The sequence below is a fragment of the Microbulbifer maximicatervae (SeqCode) genome (assembly GCF_052467695.1).
Genome location: NZ_CP174320.1, coordinates 4,508,327 through 4,533,250, shown reverse-complemented (window position 1 = coordinate 4,533,250; position 24,924 = coordinate 4,508,327). Strand labels below are relative to the sequence as shown.

General features: G+C 47.7%; 20 protein-coding genes and 1 pseudogene. 11 read left to right on the top strand and 10 right to left on the bottom strand.

Going from position 1 to position 24,924, the window contains the following annotated elements:
* Positions 1–61 precede the first annotated feature (61 nt).
* The 7 genes from ACJJI8_RS19820 to ACJJI8_RS19790 all read left to right on the top strand — a co-directional run bounded on the left by ACJJI8_RS19820 (position 62) and on the right by ACJJI8_RS19790 (position 9,488).
* A complete protein-coding gene (locus tag ACJJI8_RS19820; RefSeq protein WP_444933466.1) occupies positions 62–1,384 on the top strand; it encodes a TolC family protein in 1,323 nt (440 codons plus the stop codon).
* A 3-nt stretch (positions 1,385–1,387) separates the two neighbouring features.
* Positions 1,388–2,497: an efflux RND transporter periplasmic adaptor subunit gene (locus ACJJI8_RS19815; protein WP_444933465.1), complete on the top strand. Its 1,110-nt coding sequence runs from the start codon at positions 1,388–1,390 to the stop codon at positions 2,495–2,497.
* Between the two features lie 10 nt (positions 2,498–2,507).
* Positions 2,508–6,188 (top strand): efflux RND transporter permease subunit, encoded by a 3,681-nt coding sequence (locus ACJJI8_RS19810; RefSeq protein WP_444933464.1) that lies wholly within the window; start codon positions 2,508–2,510, stop codon positions 6,186–6,188.
* A 222-nt stretch (positions 6,189–6,410) separates the two neighbouring features.
* Positions 6,411–6,677 carry a hypothetical protein gene (locus ACJJI8_RS19805; RefSeq protein ID WP_444933463.1) on the top strand — a complete coding sequence of 89 codons (267 nt, stop codon included), beginning with the start codon at positions 6,411–6,413 and terminating at the stop codon, positions 6,675–6,677.
* A 161-nt stretch (positions 6,678–6,838) separates the two neighbouring features.
* Positions 6,839–7,729: an AEC family transporter gene (locus ACJJI8_RS19800; RefSeq protein WP_444933462.1), complete on the top strand. Its 891-nt coding sequence runs from the start codon at positions 6,839–6,841 to the stop codon at positions 7,727–7,729.
* 138 nt (positions 7,730–7,867) lie between these two features.
* Positions 7,868–8,392, top strand: a complete 525-nt coding sequence (locus ACJJI8_RS19795) for a hypothetical protein (protein ID WP_444933461.1) — start codon at positions 7,868–7,870, stop codon at positions 8,390–8,392.
* A 127-nt stretch (positions 8,393–8,519) separates the two neighbouring features.
* On the top strand, positions 8,520–9,488 hold the full coding sequence (locus tag ACJJI8_RS19790; RefSeq protein WP_444933460.1) for a UDP-glucose 4-epimerase family protein: 969 nt from the start codon (positions 8,520–8,522) through the stop codon (positions 9,486–9,488).
* 30 nt (positions 9,489–9,518) lie between these two features.
* Here ACJJI8_RS19790 and ACJJI8_RS19785 read toward each other — a convergent pair whose 3' ends face one another.
* The 3 genes from ACJJI8_RS19785 to ACJJI8_RS19775 all read right to left on the bottom strand — a co-directional run bounded on the left by ACJJI8_RS19785 (position 9,519) and on the right by ACJJI8_RS19775 (position 12,522).
* Complete coding sequence (locus ACJJI8_RS19785; protein WP_444908000.1) at positions 9,519–10,070, bottom strand: hypothetical protein; 552 nt, start codon at positions 10,068–10,070, stop codon at positions 9,519–9,521.
* 420 nt (positions 10,071–10,490) lie between these two features.
* Entirely contained in the window at positions 10,491–11,201 is a 711-nt protein-coding gene (locus tag ACJJI8_RS19780) for a hypothetical protein (protein ID WP_444908001.1), read from the bottom strand.
* A gap of 667 nt (positions 11,202–11,868) precedes the next feature.
* Complete coding sequence (locus ACJJI8_RS19775) at positions 11,869–12,522, bottom strand: class I SAM-dependent methyltransferase (RefSeq protein WP_444908002.1); 654 nt, start codon at positions 12,520–12,522, stop codon at positions 11,869–11,871.
* A 469-nt stretch (positions 12,523–12,991) separates the two neighbouring features.
* Between ACJJI8_RS19775 and ACJJI8_RS19770 the strand changes: the two genes are divergently transcribed.
* Both ACJJI8_RS19770 and ACJJI8_RS19765 read left to right on the top strand, forming a co-directional pair.
* Complete coding sequence (locus ACJJI8_RS19770) at positions 12,992–13,228, top strand: LexA family protein (RefSeq protein WP_444908003.1); 237 nt, start codon at positions 12,992–12,994, stop codon at positions 13,226–13,228.
* A gap of 386 nt (positions 13,229–13,614) precedes the next feature.
* Positions 13,615–13,815 (top strand): annotated as a pseudogene (locus tag ACJJI8_RS19765) (UMUC domain-containing protein DNA-repair protein); the annotation flags it as partial.
* 126 nt (positions 13,816–13,941) lie between these two features.
* Here ACJJI8_RS19765 and ACJJI8_RS19760 read toward each other — a convergent pair.
* Entirely contained in the window at positions 13,942–15,105 is a 1,164-nt protein-coding gene (locus tag ACJJI8_RS19760) for an alpha-hydroxy acid oxidase (protein ID WP_444933459.1), read from the bottom strand.
* 153 nt (positions 15,106–15,258) lie between these two features.
* A complete protein-coding gene (locus ACJJI8_RS19755) occupies positions 15,259–15,903 on the bottom strand; it encodes a right-handed parallel beta-helix repeat-containing protein (RefSeq protein WP_444914043.1) in 645 nt (214 codons plus the stop codon).
* A 28-nt stretch (positions 15,904–15,931) separates the two neighbouring features.
* Between ACJJI8_RS19755 and ACJJI8_RS19750 the strand changes: the two genes are divergently transcribed.
* Entirely contained in the window at positions 15,932–16,141 is a 210-nt protein-coding gene (locus tag ACJJI8_RS19750; protein ID WP_444933458.1) for a hypothetical protein, read from the top strand.
* 636 nt (positions 16,142–16,777) lie between these two features.
* On the opposite strand, the gene ACJJI8_RS19745 is transcribed toward ACJJI8_RS19750, so the two are convergent.
* The gene (locus ACJJI8_RS19745) at positions 16,778–17,206 is read right to left on the bottom strand and encodes an Rrf2 family transcriptional regulator (RefSeq protein WP_444933457.1); all 429 of its coding nucleotides are present in this window, start codon (positions 17,204–17,206) and stop codon (positions 16,778–16,780) included.
* A 115-nt stretch (positions 17,207–17,321) separates the two neighbouring features.
* On the opposite strand from ACJJI8_RS19745, the gene ACJJI8_RS19740 reads away from it, so the two are divergent.
* A complete protein-coding gene (locus tag ACJJI8_RS19740) occupies positions 17,322–18,221 on the top strand; it encodes an NAD(P)/FAD-dependent oxidoreductase (protein ID WP_444933456.1) in 900 nt (299 codons plus the stop codon).
* A gap of 374 nt (positions 18,222–18,595) precedes the next feature.
* Here the strand turns inward: ACJJI8_RS19740 and ACJJI8_RS19735 are convergent, their stop codons facing one another.
* The 4 genes from ACJJI8_RS19735 to ACJJI8_RS19720 form a co-directional block, all read right to left on the bottom strand.
* Positions 18,596–19,981 (bottom strand): L-serine ammonia-lyase, encoded by a 1,386-nt coding sequence (locus tag ACJJI8_RS19735; RefSeq protein WP_444917444.1) that lies wholly within the window; start codon positions 19,979–19,981, stop codon positions 18,596–18,598.
* Between the two features lie 186 nt (positions 19,982–20,167).
* Positions 20,168–21,145 (bottom strand): tRNA 5-methoxyuridine(34)/uridine 5-oxyacetic acid(34) synthase CmoB, encoded by a 978-nt coding sequence (gene cmoB, locus ACJJI8_RS19730; protein ID WP_444933455.1) that lies wholly within the window; start codon positions 21,143–21,145, stop codon positions 20,168–20,170.
* Between the two features lie 7 nt (positions 21,146–21,152).
* Entirely contained in the window at positions 21,153–21,896 is a 744-nt protein-coding gene (gene cmoA / locus ACJJI8_RS19725; protein WP_444933454.1) for a carboxy-S-adenosyl-L-methionine synthase CmoA, read from the bottom strand.
* Positions 21,897–21,997: 101 nt separating this feature from the next.
* The gene (locus tag ACJJI8_RS19720) at positions 21,998–24,907 is read right to left on the bottom strand and encodes an insulinase family protein (protein ID WP_444933453.1); all 2,910 of its coding nucleotides are present in this window, start codon (positions 24,905–24,907) and stop codon (positions 21,998–22,000) included.
* Positions 24,908–24,924 lie beyond the last annotated feature (17 nt).

Below are 24,924 nucleotides of genomic sequence, written 5' to 3'. Positions count from 1 at the left end.
GATCCTAAATTTATTTGCGCAGTGAGCAGATTTAAATTGTTGCTGGAAATAGAGGTGGCCGTTGTTCGAGTGCGCGCTCGCAATACTGCTGACTGGCGGCGGAGCCTGGAGCTATGCCAGCGAGCCTGTTTTGACCCTGGAAGATGCCGTCGATTTGGCAGTGACAGCTAATTTACGGGTTCAGGCGGCTGCGCTTGAAGTTAATGAGGTTTGGGATGACGTCGAGGCATTAAAAACAAAGCGCTATCCCCGGCTGGAAATGAATGCAGGGATAATCGATAACTTAACACGCCAGAGGTACACCTTTGATCGTGGCGTTTTTGTGCAGAATTCTCCGATAGGCCCTATCCCTCCTAGGGATATAGAGATCACATCAGAGGAAGGTGTGACCAAGACCTTCTCTGTCAGCGCGACCCAACCTATCACACAGCTATATACAATAGAGCTAGAGATTTGTGAGGGGTATGTTGTCACTGAAATGGCGGAGGAAAAGGTTCGCTTGGTGCAGCAGGATATAGGCTACCTCACCAAGATCCAGTATTTTGAAATTGGCAGAATCCTTGGTGATTTACAGGCCGTGGATGAAGCCATTATCTTCCTGACTTCTTTGAGTGAACTTGTAGGGAATTATGTTGCACAACAAGTTGCCCTTGAATATGAACTTTTGGATGTGCGAGCACGCCTGGCCCAGCGCAGGTTGGAGCGCCAGCGCCTTATCGATGAGATGGCGACAGCGAAGGAGCGTCTCAATGCGTTGATGGCCCGGGATGTTGAAACGCCCTTCAATATTCAGAGTCTACCAAACCCACATCATTTAGCGTTCGATGTCGAAACCTCTTTAGGACTTGCCTTTGAGCAGCGTCCAGATCTCGCTGAATCAGAGCTGTCGATTGAGCGGGCTGAATATAGTTACGATGTGAAGAAGTCCGAGTATATCCCCGAAGTTGATTTTAATATTGAATACCTAAAGCTTTATGACGTCAGTTTAATACCCGATGCTGAAGCTTTCATTGCCCTGGAGATGCGCTGGGAATTTTTTGATTGGGGGCGGAAACGGGATGAACTTTCCAGTCGTGCCAATAAAATTCTCGAAGCGGAAAAAAAGTCTGAAGAGGTTCGAAATCGAATAGAAATAGAGGTTCGTGAAAGCTTGCGTCGCTTGCGCACTTCTCAAGAGTCTGTGGGCGTTGCGCGGGAATTACAAGCGGCCTATAGGGAGAAAGTACGGGTAATGACAAATCGTTACCGCGAACAAGCTGCTGTTCTGAGTGATGTCCTGGAGGCGGAAAAACAGCTTTTTCGTGCGAATAGCGACTACAACCGCGCGATACTGTCTGTTTGGGGGTCCCTGGCGGAATATGAAAGGTCGGTGGGGGAGGTGTGATAAATGCGCATTATCAGCCTCTATATTATCGCTATATTAGTGGTCGTCGGTGGTTGCCACCGCCAACCACCGGAGAGAAAGCCCACACCGGTGGAAGTTTTTGTTGCCCGCTCGCAAGACGCAGCAGCTGGTTATCCTTACTCCGCAGTCGTCAATCCTTATACGCAAGTTGATGTGGCATTTCGTACAGAAGGTTATGTGCGTGTAATTCCCTCTCGAAAGGCGCTCGGGCAGACGCGTTTGCTGCAAGGAGGGGACTACGTTAAACGCCATGAAGTACTGGCTAAGATTGATGACGAGCAATATAGAGATCGCGTGGTAGAGGCCGCTGCGAATGTGAGTAAAGCGGAGGCAGAACGGCGTAAAGCTGATCTCAATTACAAACGGGCAACTGCGCTTTTTGCCACTGCCAGTATTACCGCTCCTGATTATGATTCAGCTAGGGAAGAGTATGAAATTGCGCAGGCTTCGGTGGTTGGCAGCAAGGCCCACTTAGATCGGGCAGAGGAAGAGTTGCAAGATACGGTACTGCGCTCCCCGCTTACCGGAATTATCCTGCAGCGCAATATTGAAGTGGGGACTTTGGTTCATTCGCAGTCGGTTGGTTTCGTTGTGGCCGACATCTCCCGAGTTAAGGTTGTATTTTCCGTACCGGACATCGTGTTGAGTTTTGCGCCTCTGGGAAGTGTGGTGTCATTGCGCACAGAGTCTCTGCCAGACCTTACATTCAAGGGCATGATCACTGAAGTTTCGCCCATGGCTGACCCCCGCACCAGAGTATTTGCGATTACGGTTACCGTTGACAACCCTAAGGCGCAATTACGGGTAGGAATGATTATGTCTTTGGCCTTGGATAAAATACCGATACCTCCAGATAGGGTCGTTATACCGCTCTCATGTTTAGTGGCCCATCCTGGTAAATCTGAAGGGTTCGCTGTATTTGTACTGGAAAATGATGGGAAGGTCTTGCGCGCGAAACTAAGAAAAGTTCTCCCGGGGCAAGTAGTTGGCAATGATATTGTCATTATCCAAGGGTTAACCGAAGGTGAGGAGGTTGTATCAACCGGTGCTGCCCAGCTCAGAGATGGGGAAGCCATAATTGTCGTGCCTTGAGGGCTAGGGAATGGCAGATCAGGAAGAAAAAAGACAGGCGGAAATTATTGAGGCGGAAAGTCACCACCGCTTCAATACTGCCCGCTTTTTTGTAGACAACCCAAGTATTTCCGCTGCATTACTGGTTACTATCCTGATATGGGGGGTAGTTGCATATCTCTTTATGCCGAAAAGCAAAGATCCAGATATTCCTGTGCGTATTGCTGTAGCAACAACTCATTGGCGTGGACAATCTGCAGTAAGAGTTGAAGAATTGGTAACTCGAAAAGTTGAAGAGGCGATAGCGCAGAGTGAATATCTTCACGAGCCAGACTCAAGGACCTTTGCAATAAAGTCCCTCACATTAAATGGTATCTCTATCGTACAAGCGCAGTTGGCACCGAAAACCGATGTTACCAAAGCATTTAATGATCTTAATCTGAAGCTGATTGATGCTCAGCAGCAATTGCCATCTGGAGCTAGCAAAATTTCTCTGAACTCGGAGTTTGGTGATACTGCAGCTATATTACTCAGTGTTGCTAGTCCCCGTGCAGGGCCAACTGAAATTACATTACGTGCGGAGGATATTAGGGAAGGTATTTCAGAGGTTCGAGGGCAAGAGTCAAATAGTAAGGGACGGGTGAGCATTGTTGTTGCCCTTCCTTTGTCTTTAGCAGATACGTACTCTGCTACAGGCCTATGGATTTTTGCTAACTGGCTGGAGGCCCAAGGATACGGAACGAATTTTGAAGTATTAAATGGGGCTGGCTACCTTGGGGTGGATTTTTTATCTGATAAAAGTAACAGTGAAATACTAGCGGCTACCAAGCTCTACCTATCCGATAGGCTAAGTGCCCAGCGCTTTTTTCCCGATGCTTGGGACCCTTTCGTAGTTCGTAACCTAGCCAATACTCGTGACAACTTAATGAAAGTGGCAGGTGCGAAATATAGCTATCGTCAACTTGATGATTTCTCTGATCTTATTGCAGCAAATATAAGAGCCATTCCTGAAGTGAAAAGGGTGTTAAGAACTGGTGTGCTGACTCAGGAAGTGAAACTTCTGTATTCGCAGGAGAGGTTGGCCTCCTATGGGCTGCGACCGGATATGATTGCCCCTGTTCTCAATGCCCGCAATACAACTATTCCCGGCGGCACCATTATTTCGGATGATCTGGGTATCGCGATTATGCCCAGTGGTGAATTTAATAACCATGAAGAAATTGCCAATGTCCCGGTAGCTTTGAGTGATACAGGAACGCCGGTATATTTGCGAGGAATTGTCGATATTATTATGGGGTATCAAGCACCACCGCCCCTGTTAAATTACTACGTAAATAAAGATGAAAATGGAGACTGGCAGCGTAGTCGCAGCATTAACCTCTCTGTGCAGATGCTGGATGGCAAACAAATAGGAGAGCTTGGTCGCAATGTTAGCACAGTCTTGGAAAAGGTTAAGGTTGATTTACCAAAAGACCTTATTATTGAAAGAGTTTCTGATCAGCCGCGTCAAGTGCGAGAGAGTGTAAGCCTCTTTCTAGAAGCTTTGATAGAGGCGATTATTTTAGTTGTGATAATTGCATTTATCGGGTTTTCAGATTGGAGATCTGCTGTACTGTTAATGATATCTATACCAGTAACACTGACAATGACCTTTGGATTTATGCAGCTGCTGGGGATAGATATTCAACAGGTGTCAATTGCTGCGTTGATAATAGCTCTGGGCCTTTTGGTAGATGATCCAGTAGTGGCGAGTGACGCGATTAAACGACAAATGGCATCCGGTAAACCCTCAATTATTGCTGCTTGGTTGGGCCCAACTTTGCTGGCTAAGGCGATTTTTTTTGCGACATTGACAAATATTGTTGCGTATTTGCCGTTTTTATTGCTAACGGGTAACCAGGGGGATTTTCTACATAGTCTTCCTGTTGTGATGGTTTGTGCTTTGGTTGCATCCCGCATTGTTTCCATGACATTTATCCCTTTTCTTGGGAATACGTTATTACGCCCGCCGGATCAAACGGAGCGCAGTTTGGAGGTGCGGCGGAAAGAGGGGCTGACCGGGCACTACTACCGAACAGCAGATTGGGCTATTAGTAACAGAAAGATTGTTATATTAATTGCTTTAGGCATCCTTGTATTGGGTGTTGTTATAAAAAGCCAGTTGAGGAATGCATTCTTTCCCGCTGATGTTCAGTATTTATTTTATGTTGATATCTGGTTGCAAAATGATGCGAGTATTGATGCAACGGATAATGTAGCAAAGGTCGCAGAGGAAATTATTAGAGAAACTATCGAAGATTATCAGCGGGAGCATGTAAAAAATAGTGACGGACCCATATTGGAGGGGATTAGCAGCACTTTAGGTGGTGGAGCGCCACGTTTTTGGTACACCTCCAATCCTCAACAAAAGCAATCCAATTATGGGCAGATTATCGTTCGATTAAGTGATAAGTATCTGACACCTATTCTGGTTCCAATTATCCAGGCTGCTCTTTCTGAACGAATTCCTGGAGCGGAGTTAGATGTTCGCCAGCTACAAACAAGTACAGTTGATCACCCTGTTGAGATAAGAGTTTCTGGGCGAGTTGCTGTTGGGTCTTTGGAGGAGGAGAAGGATATAGCACTTCTGCGAGAATATGCTGAAAAAGTTAAAGAAATTATTGAGAAGTCTCCCTATGCTCGCGTGGTTCGCGCTGATTGGGCAGGAAAAAGTCTAGTAATGAATATGAATGTGCTAGAAGATCGAGCTGAGATGTCGGGCGTAACCAATGCTGATATCGCTCTGGCATCGTCTTCAGGTTTTACTGGGTCTACAGTGGATACCTTGCGTCAGGGAGATAAGGAAATACCTATTGTTGCTCAGCTTCGATTGGCGGAACGTGGACAGTTGGAGGATGTCAATAATCTATATGTATTCGCATCTGATAGCGATATTCATATTCCATTGCGACAAGTGGCAACCACTTCCATTCTCTTTTCGACAGAAAGAATATATAGATTGGAAAAGTTTCGAACGATTACTGTTTATGCATTTCCATATTCCGGGTTCATTTCATCAGATATTATGTCTGGTGTTCAAAAAGAGTTAAAAGAACTCTCAAATTCTTTGCCTGCTGGATATCAATTGCAGATATCTGGAGATGCAGCCAGTACTCGTCATGGATTCTTGCAATTACTAATGATCATGGCTGTTTCCTCCAGTGCAATATACCTTGCTTTGGTATTCCAATTTAGTAGTTTGATAAAGCCTCTGGTAGTGTTCGCCACGGTTCCATTAGGTATGGTGGGTGCACTAGTAGCGTTGTTTATATCTGGTCAGCCATTTGGATTTATGGCGTTTTTAGGGATAGTGAGTCTAATAGGCGTCATTGTCAGTCATATTATTGTCCTATTTGATTTTATTGAGATGCGTCATACTGCAGGAGATTCGCTTCGTCAGGCATTACTTGATGCAGGTATTCTTAGACTGCGCCCCATTTTAATCACTATTGCGGCGACTACCTTCGCCTTGATTCCCTTAGCTATTCACGGAGGCCCCCTCTGGCGGCCATTATGTTTTGCGCAAATTGGCGGCCTTATCTTGGCCACTTTTGGAACACTATTTTTGGTGCCGGTCATCTATACAACTATGGTAGAGGACTTAAAATGGATTAAGTGGACTGAGCGTAAGCCAAAGAAAGGGAGCGATCCCAGTGACTTGGTGACTACCTAAGTCATGTTTTCCCTTCCCTGGGGAATGTTGTAGAGATTCGATGACGCCTTCAGGTAGTAATACTATTGGCAAGAAGGAAATGGCTACTTACTGAATATCGGTTGTAAATTACCACTGATATACTCCGAGAATTGTCGCTTAATACAGCGCAGCTGGACAGTGAAAAGACTATGTTTTGATCCTGCAACCTCGACAACTGCTAGGATCAAAATGCGCTTATTAATGAAAATCCTGATACCGGCAAAGGCCGGCAACAAGTCCATTGCTGATGATAGTATGTCTGTGGCGATGAATGATTTTATCGCCTCAGCCAATCCTGAGGCTTCCTACTTCTTTTTGGAGCAAGGAAAGCGTGCAGCAATTTTTATTTTTGAAGAGAACTGTCAAGATCAGCTGATGACCTATAATGAAAAATTTTTTGCTGCCTTTGATGCTGAAATATGGATAACTCCGACTCTAAACCTCAGAGAATTACAGCTGAATTTATAGATATATATAATTAGGGTTTTTCATCTAGAAGGTCGTCAGAACATCGCAATTTCACCAGCGTACTTCTGTGGGTGCGTTCTGGTGGGCTAATGCTATTAGCACATTAAAAGGATACTTGTTGCACTGTACTGAAAAGTAGGGCAGTGGGAGTTTAACGTTCGATGACAACCCTATTTGAGAACGTATTTGAAGTTGTTATTCCCGTATTTATCTGCGTTCTCATTGGATACCTCTTCGCGGCAGGTAGGCAAGAATTAAATTCTAAAATGGTATCCAAATTAATGGCCCATATTGGATATCCTGCGCTGATATTGGATCAAATGCTGGGTCAGAAGATAGTATTGGGTAAGTTCCTGTGGATGCTGCTGGCAGCCTTTCTTATGTATTCGTTGATGTCGGTGCTAACCTTTCTGCTCTTATCTTTATTTAGGAAAAATATACGTACTTATTTTTCTTGTCTTAGTATGAATAATGTAGGCAATATCGGGCTCGCAGTATGTGCCTTAGCATTTGGGCATGCGGGAGTTCTATACGGAATTGCTTTTGTTGTTGTGGGAATGATTTTCTTCTTTGTGGTTGCTCCTGGAGTAACTTCGGGTAGTTGGTCTGCCAAGGAAATTATGCTTAGCCCAGCCATTTACAGTGTGGCTTTTTCTATAGTCGCATTGATCTTCAATATTAGCTTACCAAAGCCTGTCATGTCCTCTCTTAATATCTTGGGCGGTATGGCAATTCCTCTAATGCTGTTGACCCTCGGACATAGCTTGGCCCAAATTAAGCTGGGTGATACTAAGATTGGATTGGTCTTTGCTATTGGGCATATAATTCTCGGTGGTGCCGTCGCGCTTATTTTGACAAACTTGTTTAACTTTACTGGTGCTATGCGAGGGGTGCTAATTCTGCAATCCCTGATGCCATGCGCTGTTAGTACTTACCTCTGGATATCTATTTATCGCCCCCAAGATACCCCGAAGATATCCGGTATTATTTTCCTCTCAACTATTATGAGCATTTTTATTTTGCCTGTTGTGTTGACTTATTGGGTACAGTAGTTCACAGCTAGTGCCTGAGCTTCAGGCTATTTGGGAGTGATAAGGTGGTTCACTAAACTTCTGTGTGTTGTTCATTTGGCCTTCACAGTACGGAATTCACAGCCGTAGGTAGATTATTTAGGGAGGCTCCAGACTTCAATGCCAACACAGATTTTGACTGGGCGGCCACTCTTGTTGCTGTTGACGTTGCTACTTTTCATGCTGGCTGTGCCACTTCTTGTTCTTGCAACTCCCCATCCTCCAGGGCTATTAACCAGCTCCAATGATGATCAATATGCTAATGAGGAGCTATTGGGAGTTACATTTTTTCGAATGCTCCATCTGGATAGTACTATGGATAAGCAGGTGCGCCCGGATAGAAAAATCCAAACACCACCGATCCGCCACTTTGAAGGTGCTACTGCCAAGAACTTTCAGGAGAAGATAGCCCATAAAAAATACCACCAGATTTGCGATCGGCAGTCACCTAAAGGGTTGTCTCTTTGCGAGGAGGCGAATTGGAAGTACAAGCAAGCGAAAGCCTGTTTACAAGCCAGGGAGGCTTGGGAAGCCCGCTGGGGCAGGCCGGATACTCAAGCTCCACATGGGAGAGCCCTGAAGAATGTCCGGGCTCGGCTTAAAAATGCTATTACTGACAAAGAACGCCTTTGTGGTATTGAATAGAGTTCTAATAGCCAGCGATGCTTGGATAGTTTGTCATGCTCACTATGTAGTTGACGAGATAAAGGTGTGTCGAAAAAGTGGTCCGTGTAAACTAACGTGAATTCTACAGCTGAGAAATAGGCCCCCATTGAAAGGACGTATATTACTAACCGGCGCTAGTGGCTTTGTGGGAACCGCACTCTTGCCGCAGCTTCGCAAAGACGGTTACCAGGTTTTGCCGGTGTATCGCCGCGATGTTGAGGGTGGCTTTCAGATCGGTGACCTGTCAAGCAATACGGATTGGGCACAGGCGCTTGTCGATATAGATACAGTCATTCACACCGCTGCGCGCGTCCATGTAATGGAGGAGACCTCCGCTAACCCTCTGGAGGAATTCCGTCGGGTGAATGTTGGAGGCACTATCAAGCTGGCACAGCAGGCGGCTTCATCCGGTGCTAGACGTTTTATTTATCTTAGTTCTATTAAGGTTAACGGGGAGTCAACCGACAACCGCTTACCATTTAATGCGGATGAACAATGTGATCCTACGGATCCCTATGGGATTTCAAAGAAGGAGGCCGAAGACGCACTGCTTGAGCTGGCTGAGTCTACGGAGATGGAAGTTGTTATTATCCGACCACCTCTGGTCTATGGGCCTGGGGTCAAGGCGAACTTCCAAGCGATGATGCGTTGGCTTACCAAGGGGATCCCGCTGCCACTAGGGGCTATTCATAATCGCCGAAGCTTGGTATCTATCGGCAATTTGATCGACCTGATCCGCGTTTGTATTTCTCATCCCAATGCGGCAAACCAGGTATTTCTGGTATCCGATGATATGGATGTATCGGTAACAGATTTGTTGCGTGGTTTATCCCATGCCATGGGATGTGATGCTCGACTATTGCCTCTTCCCCAATTCGTACTCACCAGTGGGCTGAAGCTAATAGGAATGGGGGCAGTTGCCGAGCGCTTGTGCGGTTCACTACAAGTGGATATCACTAAAACCAAAGAGTTGCTTGACTGGACCCCCCCGGTGGCCTTAGGTGAAGGTCTGGCGGAGACTGCACAGGCATATTGCCAGGCAGGAAGCTCTCAGACCCCACAAAAGAGCACTTAGTCAACATTTATTGCCTACGGAGAGGGGTAGTCACCCCTCGTAATTGGCAACCGCAGCGTAAAAACCAAGCAAGTAGGTTGCTGGAACCTCAATGGTAGAGCTGTGCCCGGATCTTGCTCTCAGTTTAAGTTTGAGTTTATCTCGATTGCGCACCGAAGCCTGTATTTGTTCCTCAGTGAGAGCAATATCCAGAATCTCTTCAAGCATACATTCATTACCACTTACGCATTGAAGGACATTTTTGTTAATAGGGGCCGTCTCTACTGGTTGTCCGCCATTTAACTCCGCAGACTCATAGTGACGCCACGCCTTGCGATAGGTGATATGGATCTGTAGATGGTACTTCGTTGGTTCGTTAGCAGCGGGTTCAAATGCGCGGAGGTTGTAGTAGTAGAGGTTCAGGTCAGAGCCATCAGTAGTGGCCTGTAATTTCGGCCCTGAGAACTGAGTACCAGAATTTTCCCCACTAGCTTGTATAGATACCGCCTGTCTGATTTCCCCTGCCGTTTTTTCCGAGAGCTGAGTGACTGAACTACAGCCAGCCAATAAAACCGCTACCAGAGTTAGTGTGAATTTAGTCATGGGTCTTCCCTGTTTTCTTTTCACTTCTTTTGGGGCGGAAGTATCGCATAGTTGGAGTGCTGGCTGAAACTCAAGGTTGTCGTTTAGCTGGGTTTTGCCCTGAAGTTGTTATGCAAATGTACGAGTATGTCACTGATTTATCAGAGAGGCAGGTTGGCGCCAAAAGATAATATGTCGTAAGTGCTAGCTTGGGGAGATTACTTTAGGTGTGGCAAATACAGTGAAATATACCTTTTTCAGGCTTAGCTAATTAATCTTGGTGAATTAACTGGAAGAGGTTTCACTGGTTGACAAACTCTTCTGAGCCTAAGCTAGGTATAGTCCCTATATATTATTGCCATGGTTATAACTCAATACACTTCAAAGCTGCTAACACCGCCTTGCCGCGTAATTGTCGGCAAGGGGTATTCTTTATGAGGCTTATTGTTTTTTCAAGATTACAGGTGCGCCTTCTCCAAAAACCAATATGGATCTTCTGATATTTGGATCATTTGGATCATAGGAAACAAACAGATTCCCAGCAGAGTCACCCGTAAAGAAGTTGGCTTCGAAGATCTTCCAGTCTTGATCGTTTTTTACGCGGTGTTCAGCTGCGCATAATTTTGTATTGCATGAAAAAATGCTCTCTACTTCGATGTTGAGGTTTGCGGTAGTGGATCTGGCTAGTTGATTGAAATCCTCAGATTTCATTAAATTTTCTGATAGCAGTTTGGGGATTGTGCTCATTATATCTTTATAGTTTTTACTATTGATGACGAGCCCAATTCCTTCGGATTTTGCCGCATTTAGATTCCCATCGATTAATATTTCAGCTAAGTCAATATCCAGCCTTATATTGCATGAGTGGTTTTGTATTTTATCTGCACACAGCACACTCTCTGCTACTGCCTCAGAGTCTTCGTTGCTTGATTGGGGCAGGTCTACATCTTCTGTACTTCCAGTAAGGGTATATTCTTCCAGTTTGGTATGATTCTGTTTTGATCTTTCAAGTCCTAGATTATTATTTTCTTTGTTCCCTGTTATCGTAGTCTGGGAAGACTGTTTATTAGCATCGTCTGTAGAGTTTTTTGTATATAGGTAAGTTGTTGCGGCAATTAAACCAGCAATCAGAGAAATATAAATTTTGTGCATATCACTTCCATGGATTTTCTTGGTTGAATAGATTCGTAATTGGCGGATTTTTAGTTTTGTTTATTTGTAGGGGCTGCCAATAGATGTTCTAGCTTTAAAGCAATGCATGCGGCGGTATAAAACTTGCTGTGAGTTTTTCATGTTGGGGATGGTGAGGCTATCTATTGCAGGCGTCATCGCCGAATGCTGGCTTGAATTCATGAGAACTATTATCACTTCTGGTTGTTGGTTTTATTTCTTGAGAGAATATACATCTTTATATTTATTTTTCCAGCAAAACCTGGCTTTTGCTGGGTGTTTGTACCAATTGGAGAAATCTGGTGGAGAAATTTTAGGGCATTTATAATAGTATTTTTGAGACGCTATATTGATATCATATGTGATGGAAAATAGAGGGACCGGCCCAGGGGTGTTCATTAGGTTCTTGTGTCATTTAATTCAATACGATGTTGATTTCTCTATCTGCAGTATATCCATGTTAGAAAATTCCATGTTAAGTAGGGGGTAATAGTTTTTTTCCGGATTCTAATAGGGCGCTCACATTTGTTCATGGTGATGGGTTGCTATTTATCTGACGTGGAGGTTCTGCAAAATTGTTGTCGAGATGAGGTAAGTGTGGGGTTTTCTCTATCCTGGATGGATTTCTCCAGGTCAGGTAAATGAGTAATTAATATTTCTTCCCTGTAATTATCACTGAGTCTGCTTGGATCATAGTATCTCCAAAAGGAACCATTTCCTTATCAAAAAAAGAGGACTCAACAGCGTTAAACCCCGCATCTTTCATAAGAAATTTGATTTCGGCTGTAGTGCGTATGTGAAATTTGAACTGAGTAAAGGGTAATTGTTTAAGCGACTTATCAGATCGAATTCCAAATGCCACTCGGCCTCCAGGTTTAAGCCATTTGAAAATATGCTTGAAAAAAATTGACAGATCTTTAATGAAGTAGAGTAGATTAACCCCAATAACACCATCAATGCTTTCATTTTTAAGTTGGACCTCCAAGCAGTCACCATAAACTACTTTAGTGGTACAATGATTTCCTGCCAAATTTTTCTGAAGTTCTTCTGCCATAATTTCCGACATTTCAATACCCAGATAGTGTCCGTTACGACCTAAGTTTTCCAATATTGGTAGTGACAGAGATCCGTTGCCTGGTCCTATCTCGATAATTGACTCACCTTTTTGGGGAGACAACTTCTCAATGGTTTGACTAGTAATAATCTGGTTGAGAATATTCATTTTATTGCCTATATCGATACCAGCATCCCCCTCAGGGCATGAAAGTTGGTTTGCGATAGATTGCAGATCTTGATCTTGCATTGGTGTTCACTTTGCCGTTGTTTGTTTCGCCCATTAGTATACTCCGAAAATTCCGCAATGCTGAGTTGCTTGGAAAAAATTGTTACGTACATTTTAAGTAGGCTTAGTCCAGTATCACGATGCTGTATAAGTTGTGTTATGCACCATCGGATATTTTTTTGAAATATCCCTTTGTTTTTATCCGGTTTTCTATGTATCTGATATCTAAAGTTGATTTGGGTGCTGCAAATAGAGGGGATTGTCTATTTATATTTCGGTCGTTTTTTGGTACACAAAAGGATCGAAAAGCAGAGCGTAGATTGATGTATGTGCTTTGCACTGGATAGGGTGGGGTGATTATCACTTCTTTGGTGTAAATGGGGGCTTATGTAGACTAGGAAACGGTGCGTGGCTTTGAAGTCACATGTACTAGTTGTCAATATTGGGGCTAAACAATAGTTTGTATTTATATAGTATTGCAGTATCGGATATGAAGTTCCTTTCTTTATTCAGTCGTAGTGTTGCCTGCGGCTTTCTCTCGCCAGCAGATGAGCATGCAGAGGCTGCGTTGAGCTTGGACCAGCACTTGATCACGAGTCCAGCTGCCACGTTCCCGGCCAGAGCTTGTGGTGATTCTATGCAGAATCTTGGGATTTTTGATCGTGACCTTCTGGTAGTAGATCGGTCTCTTACGCCTGTTCATGAGGATGTTGTTGTGGTCGCTTAAGTTGGGCAGATAACCTGTAAGGTGCTCGATTGTCATAAGGGCAGGCTGTTATTAGCAAACGATTAATATGAACCAATTCCTATTGGGGATGGCCAGGAGTTGATTGTTGAGGGGGTAGTAAAGGCCTCTATCCTTGTACCATCGCCCCTGCTAATGTTGGCCTTGGTTGATTACAACAGCTGCTATGCCAGCTGTGAACAAATATTTCGTACGGACTTGGGCGGTGGCCTGCTCAGTTGAGGCCAAATCGCTTGGTATTCCCGAATTACAACCTTTCTTCAAAATTGAGCACCTACTGCGGAAGCATGGAGTTGCTATTTTCTCCTGCATGCGTCACCTCACGAATCCAACAATTACCGCTGTAGTACTGTAGTACTGTAGTACGACTCCCATACCCAACTGATGACACCCGGCTCATAGTGCAACAGGTAAAGAGGGCTGTGTCGGGGCTATTTCGACAGGCTTGTCGATTCTTTAAAGCTGGAGTGGGGTTGGTGGAGTTAACTCCCTGTTCATTTGGGCAAGGTGATATGTTTTGTTTGGGACAGCCATTTAAGGCCAGTAAAATCATGCAAACCATTGATTGAATTGACCAATGTTTTAGCCGAAGATTACTATTTCTAGGGGGATGGGTATCCAAAAGAATAGGAAAATGCGGCAATAGTATAAGCCTCCGGCTTACACGACTCGGCGGGATGAACTGCCTGAGCTTTTCATCTGTTGGTTAGTTCTACCTTGCCGCAAATGCCTTCAAGATTAGTAGCTCCGATTTTCTGCATAACCTGAGTTAACTGAGCTTTAAGTAGGTAAATTGCATGATTGGCTCCTTCATTGCCAAGGGCACAGACGCTATACATAAAAAATCTTCCCAGAAAGCAAAAGTTTGCCCCTAGGCCACAAGCACTTGCGATATCCACACCGGATCTGATTCCACTATCGATAGCCAAGGAAATCCTATCCTGATAGCTGGAAAACCGTCCCAGTAAGGGGAGAGTCGCTTCGCCTAAATCAAGTTGCCGTGCACCGTGATTGGATAAAATGACTCCATCTGCCCCGAGTTTAATCGCTTGTTGAAGATCGGGTTCACTCATTATCCCTTTAATAATAAGTTTATGGGGCCATAGATCTCTTATGCGTTTTACACTGTCAAAATCCAGTGGGCCCATAGTTGTGGTGTTCATAAACTCGGTTAGTTCAAGTTTTTTGTTATCGGTATCAATGTAAGGCTCTAGATTTTTAAATTTAGGGAGACCGTATCGCAATGTAGATAGGCTCCAATTTGGCCTGAGTATCGCTTGCCAGATGTTTTTTACATTCAACTTCGGTGGCATTGCCAACCCGTTGTGGAAGTCTCTGGGGCGTAAGCCAAATGTAGGAACATCAATGGTAATGACTAAATGTTGATATTGGGCAGAGGTTAGTCGGGATAACAGGTCAGAAAGAATGGCTGGGTCTGTTGGGTTGTAGAGTTGGTACCAGGCTGTTCCCTGTGAGACTTCAGAAATTCGCTCTAGTGCTTCTGAGGATACAGTGCTGAGAATGAATGGGATATTGTGCTCGTATGCAGCTTTAGCGAGTATGACAGGTGCATTTGGCCACATAAGCCCCTGTAGCCCTATGGGGGCTATGCCAAATGGAGCACTGTATAACTTCCCAAGAAGCTCACAGTTTAAATTCGGAGTAGAGTTTGGACGGATATATTGGGGAGTGAATTTTACGGAGGCAAATGCTTGGCGATTGCGGCATAAGCCAATATCATCCATACAGCCCTCTATTAAGTACTCATAGGAGAATTTTGGAACTCTCTGCTTTGCGCGATTTTTTAGCCTTTGGGAGCTTGCGAAGTGGCGATTGAATCCATTGCTGCAGTTGGTCACACTTAGCTCCTAGGATTGTTATTGACTCAAGATTAGTTAGGTGGGTGATTGTTGCCTCATTTGGGTAGAATGTGTCGCTTTAATAATAATACTTAAAACCGCATCACCACCCCTCTAATAAGTGGTGATGCTGGATTTCGAAATACAGGTAGTTCATTCCAGACAGGCTGGATCAGCAGTTACGAAATTATTGGCAACCCATTGGTTGCTGCCTGTACAGTTTGGATCTATTCTATCCTTTAGGTCGAAGGGTAGATTGTTCTCGGCAGTATTCCCAAGTATTAAGTTATTAGATGAAGATTGACTGGTAATTACAATCCCTCCAGAATCTCCGGAAATACCATCACCATTATTCATTACTGTATTTTGTACTATCGTATTATTGTCTGAGGCTTCCATCTCTATCCCAGCTCTCTGACTGCCTGTTACGAAGTTAAAAGCCACTGTACCGAAATCATTATCGGCCTCAATGCCGTCACGGTCACTGAATTCAATATAATTCTGTATAACGCTACTGAAATCTCCCTGCATGTCGATACCATCTTCACCACTGAACTGTATATGATTTTTTATGGCGGTATTATTGTCGCTTCTTAGATCTATGCCATCTTCTAAGCTGTTAGTGATTGTCATATCTGAAATGGTATGGAATCCAGTGCCAACTACAAATATTCCATAATTGCAGTTGTTTACCGTTCCATCAGTAACAAGAGATGCCATGCCGGTGATACGAATACCCGCTGCATCGGTAAATAGTGGGAGGTTGTCAAGATTGCATGTTAGCGTATACCCATTCATATATAGACTCCCTGAAGGACCTTCAACAATGAGACCATTTTGGTTATCTATGTCTATCGGGCAGGTAAGATTCTCTGTAAGTACAGTAGGGGTTGTAATAGTATCACCACAATTGACAGCAGTTGCGCTGTTGGATGCAACAAACAGAATTGCGGTAAAAGTGCTTATTTTATACGATTTTCGAAAATTAATCATTTGTATCTCCTTTATTGATTTGAAAGTTATTGATGGCGAGTAAGTTTCCTGGCTAATTAGATCTCGCATCAATTTTGCATTCTGTCTCAATAGTCGTTTTTCTTAAAAGTATGATTGGTAATTTACTATCTGTTTTTTATTTGATTTTATTCGGGTTTCTAAAGTTAGGTTTCTTAAGGTTTGGCAGGGTAGGATATATTGTAGTTATTAGGTGAGGCTCTTATTGGCGACTATTTTACAATAAATCTTTATAAGCCATTTTTAATGGGTGATTGCTAGGTGAGTCTGCTCATATTTTGGTTGGTTTTTGGGGGAGGTTTTTTAATTGTTTTAATGGTCAAAGTTCTAGTTTCTTTGTGGGGATTTTTAAGGGTGTGTTTGGGTTTTTGCTGCAAAATAATTTAACTTATATTAAGGTCCTTGAAAATGTTTATACTATTTTTCCGATTAGGATAGTTGCAGCCTGCTATGTAAACTAGATAACAGGGATGCCATAAATTTAGTTTTATTATTCTTAAGGAATACCTGGGGTTTCCAAAGTCTCTTGACGGAAAAAATATTTAATGAGCCCCCAGGCTTTCAATTTGAGGGGCAAGTCGCTTGCTAAATTTCTGGCAGAAGTGGGTGTTTGGGGGGCATTATAGGCAACGTAGCCTCGCTGGCCGTCTGGTTATAGTAGTTATTTCGAGGCTCCTGGTGGTTCGAAATCTCGCCCGAGCAGGTCTAGAGTGATCTCACCAAATCGCGTGAGCAAAATATTTTCTGCCTCATCCATTGCGTCTTTTAATGTGGCGTTAACGGCATGTTCAATAACGCAGTTAGTGTGTTCGTCTGTGAGGCCAATGGTAAAAACTGAGCTGTCTCCCAGTGCTTTATGGATATCCAGAAGTGTAATTTCATCCAAGGGCTTCGCGAGTGACCAGCCCCCATTGTGTCCTTTACTGGAGCGCACGTACCCCTGATCCCGCAATAGCGCCATGGTTCTGCGAGCCACCACAGGATTGGTGAGGAGCATAGCTGCCATCTTGTCTGAAGTAACCGGCTTGTCGGTCATGTTTAAATGAATCAGGACATGAAGTGCCCTGGATAGTCGGCTGTCTTTACGCATAAATCACCTAGGTTTCCGTCCTGTAGCTTATCACGAAACTTTTTCTGTTACGTGTATTGTCTAGGTTCGAATATTTATGTAACAATAAAAGTTGCATGATATTGGAGAGGTGACTATGGATACGGATGTATTGATCATCGGTGGAAGTTTTGCCGGTTTATCTGCGGCGATGCAGCTGGTTAGGGGAAGGCGTAAGGTCGTTGTACTGGATGCTAAGAGACCTCGAAACCGCTATGCAAAAGCGTCACACGGCGTGTTTTGCCTGGATGGAAAGGCACCAGAGGAGATCCGAACCACGGCGCTTTCTCAACTACAAGCTTATCCGAGCTTCCAGCTGGTTGAAGGGGCTGCGGATAGTGTGGATGTCCAGGAAGAGGGTTTTGTTGTCGCTGCACAGGGAGGTGCCACTTTTAAAGCGAAGAGGCTGATTCTTGCAACGGGTATTACGGACCAGCTACCTGATATCCCCGGGGTAAAGGAGCGCTGGGGTAGGAGTGTGATTCACTGTCCCTATTGCCACGGTTATGAGCTGAGTGATCGCCCTTTAGGTGTGCTGGCTACCAGTGAGCTGTCTTTCCACCAGGCGGCGATGATTCCCGATTGGGGCGCAACTACCTTGTTTACCCAGGGCCAGTTTAATCCGCAGGGGGAAGTGCTCGATCATCTGCTGGCTCGGGGAGTAATGCTGGAAGAAGCCCCGATTACGCAGTTGGAGGGAGAGGGGGATAGTTTACGTGAAGTTGTTTTAGCGGATGGCCGCAAATTGCCACTGGAGGGTCTCTACGTGAGCCCCAAAGCGGAGTTGACCTCTCCGTTTATCGATCAATTGGGGTTGGAGCTGGAGGAGTCTTTTACCGGGCGGATTGTGAAGGTGGATGGCTTTAAGGAAACTTCTGTAAAGGGAGTTTTTGCTGCTGGGGATTTATCCAACCCGATGCAAAGCGGAACCTTTGCGATTGCATCCGGTACCATGGCAGGTGTTGGGGCTCATCGCTCGCTGATATTTAACCAGTGACTTTTAAAGTCCGGTGGGGGTTCGTTGGAGATATGCGACAAAAAGAATTTGGTATCTTTAGGGCTAAGGAGCCTCTGAATAACTCCATGATACCTCTGGCGTGCAGAGCGGTTCACAATCAAGGCGCGGCTTCGCAGGAATGTCTAGACCTTTCAAGAAGTCGCAACGCGGAGTGTGAATCGCTCTGCAAGCCCCGAAGGGCGGGCCTTGAAGGCCACAGCTGCTGCGTTGCAGCTCTTGCAAAGGGCTACGGCCATTCGCGGCGAGCTGCGCCTAACATCTGCAGCCTTCAAGACCCGCAGAGGCATTATGGAGTTATTCAGAGGCTCCCTAAGTAAGCGGCAGGAGCGGATTTGTGCTCCTGCCGAAAAATATCAGCAGTTCACAGCGTTTACTGCGAGCCCGCCGAGAGAGGTCTCTTTGTATTTGCTCTGCATATCGATACCGGTTTGACGCATCGTCTCGATAACGCTGTCCAGCGGTACGATATGAGCGCCATCACCGCGCAGGGCCAGGCGTGCGCCGTTAATGGCTTTTACTGCACCCATGGTGTTGCGCTCGATACAGGGGACCTGCACCAACCCGCCGATTGGATCGCAGGTAAGGCCGAGGTTGTGCTCCATTCCAATTTCAGCAGCGTTTTCAATCTGCTGGTTGGTGCCGCCCTCTACGGCGGCCAAGCCGGCAGAAGCCATGGAGCAGGCTACGCCGATTTCTCCCTGGCAGCCCACCTCAGCGGCAGAAATAGAGGCATTCTTTTTAAACAGCATACCGATAGCGCCAGCGGTGAGCAGGAATTTCACTACCTGGTCTTTCAATTCACCGTGAATTTTGCTGTCGTGTACAAATTCCACGTAGTAGGCGATAACGGCGGGAATCACACCGGCGGCACCGTTAGTGGGTGCGGTGACGATGCGCCCGCGCGCGGCATTTTCCTCATTGACGGCGAGGGCAAAAAGACTAACCCAGTCGAGGATGGCGAGGCCGTGGTTGCGCTCTTCCGGGCTCTGTTTACTCAACTCCCGGTAGAGTTCGGCAGCGCGGCGGCGAACATTGAGGCCGCCGGGCAAGATGCCGTTCTGGTGGCAGCCTCGCTCAATAGAGGCATCCATTACTTTCCAGATATTCCACAAACGGTCTTTGACTTCCTGCTCGCTGCGGAAGGCTTTTTCGTTTTCCATGGCCAGCTCGGCAATAGTCCAACCGTGATGATCACAGATCTTCATCAGCTGTTCTGCATTGCTGAAGTCATAGGGCAGAAGGGTGGCGATTTCCTCTTTGTGAGCGAAATCTTCTTCGGAGAGCACAAAGCCGCCGCCGATGGAGAAGTAGCTGCGCTCGAATAGCAGCTCTTCGCCAGCGTAAGCCTGGCAGGTCATTCCGTTGGAGTGCTGGGGAAGAAATTCCTCCATATGGAAAACTAGATCGCGCTCGCGAATAAATTCGATATCCTGGTCACTATTTAATAACAGGCGGCGCTCGCTCTGGATTTGCGCCATTTTCTCGTCAATCGAGTCGACATCAATGGTGTCTGGAGATTGACCCAATAGCCCCATCAGAACTGCCATATCGGTGCCGTGACCAACCCCGGTCAGGGCCAGTGAGCCGTATAAATGGACTTGTACGCGGTCTGTGCGGGGCAGTTGGTCCCGGTCTTGTAAATCTTGCACGAATTGGCGGGCAGCGACCATAGGGCCCACCGTGTGGGAGCTGGAAGGGCCAACCCCAATTTTGAAGAGCTCAAAAACGCTAATACTCATAAATATTCTCTGCGCCGGGCTGCATCCTGCGGCAGACCCCTAAAGGATATAGTTGCACTATTTAGGGGCGCACTTTGCCTTATGAGTCGCAACAATCAAGATGGTGCTCCCCATTCCGTACAAAATTCTATTAGCAGCAAATTTTGCGGAATTTATGAGTTCCCAGACCTTAAGCGTATAGACAAGCTACGGCGCTTCCGCGACCAAAACCGCTCTCTTGGGCGCGGGGTGACCTTCCAAGGTTTTGTCTGGCGATTCCGGGTCGAGAAAATCTGCCAGGGATTCGAAGTGCATCCAGTCGGTGCGCCGCTGTTCCTCCAGGCTGGTGGTGTTCAGGTCCACGGTCCTGGGGTTGCGGAAACCGCACTTGCGCAGCCAGCTCTCCAGGGTGGCGCAGCTGGGGAAAAACCACACATTGCGCATCTTTGCATAGCGGTCTTCGGGTACCAGGCAATCGCCGAGTCCGCCGTCGATAACCAATGTCTCTAATACAAGCTGGCCGCCGGGACGGAGGGTCTCGCGCAATTCGCGCAGGTGATCCATGGGTGAACGGCGGTGATAGAGTACCCCCATGGAAAAAGTGGTATCGAAAGCGCGCAAGTTTGCCGGGAGCGCTTCAATACCCAGGGGCAACAAATCCACTGGTGCTTCCCGGCCCAGGTATTTTTTCAGCGCGTAAAATTGCGCGATAAATTTGGCGGAAGGATCAATACCGATGACCCGGCGCGCGCCGGCACCGTAGGACCGCCAGCAGTGGTACCCATTGCCACAGCCCACATCGAGCACCAGCCGATTTTTCAGTGGTGCCAAGTGCGGAAGTACCCGATCCCATTTCCAATCGGAGCGCCACTCAGTATCAATATTTAGTCCAAATAACTCCCAAGGGCCTTTGCGCCAGGGGTGTAATTTGCGCAGTTCCCGCTCCAAGGCTTCGAGTTGTTCCGGGCTGGCATCGGCGGCAGTGCCTGCGCTGACCTTGCGGTTGAGTTCGATTGCGGAGGGCGTGATTTCCGGTAGGGCTTCCACCGCTGCGCGCCAATCGGGCAGGTCGCCCCAGCGATGAGGACTCAGGTTTTCAGCCACCTGTGTTGGCAGCTGGGCCAGCCAGGTGCGCAGGGCGGGAACGTGTTGCAGGCCTTGATAGAGTTGGGTGTAGTCGATCACGGGGTACTTACTTTTCCGGCGCGCCTTTGATGGCGATTAAAGAGGCAAAATTAAAACACTGGAACCAGACATCGACACTGGTAAAGCCGACATTTTTCAGTCGTGTGCGGTGGGTATCCAGGGTTTCCGGAATTAATACATTCTCCAGGGCAGAGCGCTTCTGTGCGATTTCCAGCGCGCTGTAACCGTTGGCGGCTTTAAAGGAGTGATGAAGTTCGATCATTAACTCGTTATGGGCTTTATCGGCGAAGTCCACTTTCTCGGAAATAATCAGAATGCCGCCGGGGCGCAAGCCATCGTGGATTTTCTTCAGGATTTCTTCGCGCTCTTCCACCGGAATAAATTGCAGGGTGAAGTTGAGCACTACCACCGAGGCATTTTCGATAGCAACGTTTTGCAGGTTGTCGCAGATAAGTTGAACGGGAACCTCGCCGCTATCGGCTTCGAGGACCGTGCGCGCCTGATCAACCATGGCTTGCGAATTGTCCACGGCGATGATCTCACAGTCGGCAGCGGGAATGCGATGGCGCATGGCCAGGGTTGCCGCGCACAGGGAACTGCCCAGGTCATAGCAGCGGCTTCCGGCTTGGGCGTAGCGCTCTGCCAGGGTGCCGATCATGGCTACGATCGTGGTGTAGCCGGGCACGGAGCGCTTGATCATATCGGGAAAAACTTGCACCACCTGGCGATCGAACTCGAAGCCAGCTACTTGGCCCAGTGGGTTTGCATAAATATTGTCGTGTTTACTCATTGGAACTTCGCTAGAGGATAACGGCGATGGATCGGCGCCGGTTTTTGGCCGGCGCCGCAGAGCTTCCCCGGACAAATTGCCGGGGAATCGTCGAGCTCCAGTTAGAGCTTCTCTTCCTTCAGGTTGAGTTTGGCTGCCGCTTCGCTTCCTTGGGGACCGGTAACAATGGCGGTACTGGCCTTGCTCGGGTCCAGATAGGTGGCACCGACGCGTTGCAGGTCTTCCAGGGTAACTTCCGTAACCTGTTTGCGGAATTGCTGGCGCGTCTCGTGGGTGCGGCCGTAAAGGCCCGAGTGGAAGTTCTTCTTGGCTTCACCAGCGGGGGAGCCGGGTTTATCCAGACCGCCGACGACGCCGAGGATCGCTTCCTCAACCTGTTCTTCCTTGTGCTTCTCTTCGGCCAACCACTTCAGGGATGCGTCGAAGTCCTCCAGGGTTTCACCCATACGCGGATCGCGGTAGGAGTAGAAGCGGAATACGCCAATATTGCTGTCGTGGCCGGCTCCGCCGCCGTAGGCACCGCCCTGTTCGCGGATGGTGCGATGCAGGAAGCCGTTGCGCAGGAAGCCGCTCAAAACCGACAGCGGTGCCGCATCCGGGTGGGACATAGGCACAGTGGCGTAGGCCTTGGCACAGAAGTTCACCTGGCTGTTGGCAACCCAGAGTTCCTCGATTTGTTTGCGTTCGAAAGGTGCAGCGGGGTTGGCTGCGGCGATGCTGGAAGTCGAGGTCAGTGGCATCAGTGTCTGGCTGAAATCGCCAATTTTCTCTTCTTCACCCACCAGCAGGAACTGGCGCGGTGCTGCGAGGATTTTCTGGTGGATAGCCTGGAATTGGGTGGAAAGGTCTTGCAGGCCTTCCTCTTTTTCCAGTCCGGCAACCAGGGCTCGCAGGTTGCGCAATCCCAGCAGGCCACCGCTGGCATGGCTCTCCCAGGCGGCGCGGTTGTAGCCGGCACTGGCGGCAGCCATGGCGAGGGCGTGGCCGTTGCCGACAACACCCTGTTCGCGGCGGGCGAGAGTTTGCAGTAGCAATTCCTTGATGCGGGCGTGCTCGTCAAAACGCACCTGCTCCATAGTGGCTTGCATCAGTTCAGTCAGGCCGCCCTGATTGCGAGCCAGCGCTTTACCGGACAGGATAAAGTGGCCGGACAGGTGATCCAGGTTGTCGATGGCAGTACGGCTGCTGGTGAAACCGTGCAGGGCGCCAACCACGCTGGTCTGCCACTGCTGGACTTCCAGGTAGTCTTTTTCACCCAGGCCAACTTCGCTCAGTACCTGGCAGTAGTAGGGCAGCAGTTGTTTTTCGGTTTCGGTGAATTCCGGTAGCGCGCAGACCATTTGTTGGTAAACCAGGCCGTTGGTGCCCGCGCTATAGCGGGTCAACTTCTGTGGGCCCAAGTCTATTGCTTCGCCTTTGACATCCGGAAGCTCTGCGGGAATATCTTCCACGCCGACCTTGGGCAGGATAGAAGCGTCGTCCTCGCGGTTTTGTCGATCGGCCAGGGCTTTGGCGGTTTCGACAATCTGTGCTTTTTCTTTTTCGCTGAGAGCGGCTTTGATTTCCGCCAGCTGGTCTTTCTCCGCCTGCTCGCGGCGCGCAGCCAACTGCTCATCGGGACTCAGTACCATACGTACGCGATGCTGGTTCTCCAGCAGAAGTTCACGGGCTTTATTGGCGATAAACTTCGGATCTTTGATCTGCTCGCGCAGACGCTCCAGGGTGGCATCGATATTCAGCAGGCCGATGGCATCGCCACGGTGAGTGGCGCCGGTCAATGCGGTGAGAATCAATTGCAAGCCGAAAGGGTAGCCGTCGCCACCAATTTCCCGCTGTTGTAATTCCAGCTGGTGCAAGCTGGCTTCTACCTGTTCGTAGGGGATGCCGTTTTCCGCCACGTCCCTCAGCACGTCGAGAACTTGTTGCTCAAGCTCGTCGGCACTTTCGCGTTCGCTGCCTTCAATACCGCAGACAAACACCAGTTCGCGTTGGGAATCGTCCAGGCCAACCAGCGGGGAGGGGGAAGTGCCCAGGTCGGTGGTTTCCAGCAGCTTCATCAAAGGTGAAGCGCTGTTATCCAGCAGTACGCCGGCGAGCAGGTGTGCGGTCAGGGCTTCTTCAAGATCGGTGACATCACCCAGCAGCCAGCTCAATACGATATGGGTCTTGGCCTTCAGAGGTTCGCCATTTAACGGGTAGTGTTCTTCAACTTTCAGCGGCGCCTGGTAGCGGTCTTCGCGCCCAACGGAAATAGTCTTGTCGAGTTTCTCGAACTTGTGCAGCGCTTTTTCTTCAAACGCGGCCTGGTGTTCCGCTGCGGGAATATCACCGAAAGTCATAAAGGTGGCGTTGCTGGGGTGGTAGTGGCTGCGGTAGAAGGCAACCAGCTGCTCGTAACTCAGCTTTGGAATATCAGTAGGTTCGCCACCGGAGTTGTAGTGATAGGTGGTGGTGGGGAACAGATATTTGCTCAGGGTGTGCCACAGCTGCGAGGTGACGGAGCTCATGGCGCCTTTCATCTCATTGAACACGACACCTTTGTAGACGAGCTCGCTGCTCCCATTATCCGCTTCGGCAAATTCCAGGCGGTGGCCTTCCTGGGCAAAGTCCAGCGGGTCCAGGCGCGCAAAAAATACCGCATCCAGGTAGACGTCGAGAAGGTTGTCAAAATCCTTTCGATTCTGGCTGGCAAACGGGTAGGCGGTCCAATCTGAACTGGTGAAGGCGTTCATAAAGGTATTGAGTGAGCGCCGGATCATCATAAAGAAAGGATCGCGCACCGGGTACTTGTCACTGCCGCACAGGGCGGTGTGTTCAAGAATATGGGCGACACCGGTGGAGTCTTCGGGCACGGTGCGCAGGGCGACAAGGAAAACATTTTCCGAGTTGTCTGCGGCGATGTGCAGGTGCTGGGCACCGGTCGTAATGTGTCGGTATTCCTCGACGCGCACGCCGAGAGAATCAATATCTGCGCTGGTAACCAGTTCAAATGCAGGATGTGAGTTGCTCAAAAGACAGCTCCCTGGAG

What these genes read in the sequence shown, in the direction of transcription:
- ACJJI8_RS19795 (WP_444933461.1), top strand. Translation starts at nt 7,868, where the DNA reads ATGCCAACACAGATTTTGACTGGGCGGCCACTCTTGTTGCTGTTGACG.
- ACJJI8_RS19750 (WP_444933458.1), top strand. Translation starts at nt 15,932, where the DNA reads ATGAGACCATTTTGGTTATCTATGTCTATCGGGCAGGTAAGATTCTCT.
- ACJJI8_RS19735 (WP_444917444.1), bottom strand. Translation starts at nt 19,981, where the DNA reads ATGAGTATTAGCGTTTTTGAGCTCTTCAAAATTGGGGTTGGCCCTTCC.
- ACJJI8_RS19740 (WP_444933456.1), top strand. Translation starts at nt 17,322, where the DNA reads ATGGATACGGATGTATTGATCATCGGTGGAAGTTTTGCCGGTTTATCT.
- ACJJI8_RS19745 (WP_444933457.1), bottom strand. Translation starts at nt 17,206, where the DNA reads ATGCGTAAAGACAGCCGACTATCCAGGGCACTTCATGTCCTGATTCAT.
- ACJJI8_RS19805 (WP_444933463.1), top strand. Translation starts at nt 6,411, where the DNA reads ATGAAAATCCTGATACCGGCAAAGGCCGGCAACAAGTCCATTGCTGAT.
- ACJJI8_RS19775 (WP_444908002.1), bottom strand. Translation starts at nt 12,522, where the DNA reads ATGCAAGATCAAGATCTGCAATCTATCGCAAACCAACTTTCATGCCCT.
- ACJJI8_RS19815 (WP_444933465.1), top strand. Translation starts at nt 1,388, where the DNA reads ATGCGCATTATCAGCCTCTATATTATCGCTATATTAGTGGTCGTCGGT.
- ACJJI8_RS19780 (WP_444908001.1), bottom strand. Translation starts at nt 11,201, where the DNA reads ATGCACAAAATTTATATTTCTCTGATTGCTGGTTTAATTGCCGCAACA.
- ACJJI8_RS19770 (WP_444908003.1), top strand. Translation starts at nt 12,992, where the DNA reads ATGAAGTTCCTTTCTTTATTCAGTCGTAGTGTTGCCTGCGGCTTTCTC.
- ACJJI8_RS19785 (WP_444908000.1), bottom strand. Translation starts at nt 10,070, where the DNA reads ATGACTAAATTCACACTAACTCTGGTAGCGGTTTTATTGGCTGGCTGT.
- ACJJI8_RS19810 (WP_444933464.1), top strand. Translation starts at nt 2,508, where the DNA reads ATGGCAGATCAGGAAGAAAAAAGACAGGCGGAAATTATTGAGGCGGAA.
- cmoA (WP_444933454.1), bottom strand. Translation starts at nt 21,896, where the DNA reads ATGAGTAAACACGACAATATTTATGCAAACCCACTGGGCCAAGTAGCT.
- ACJJI8_RS19755 (WP_444914043.1), bottom strand. Translation starts at nt 15,903, where the DNA reads ATGAATGGGTATACGCTAACATGCAATCTTGACAACCTCCCACTATTT.
- ACJJI8_RS19800 (WP_444933462.1), top strand. Translation starts at nt 6,839, where the DNA reads ATGACAACCCTATTTGAGAACGTATTTGAAGTTGTTATTCCCGTATTT.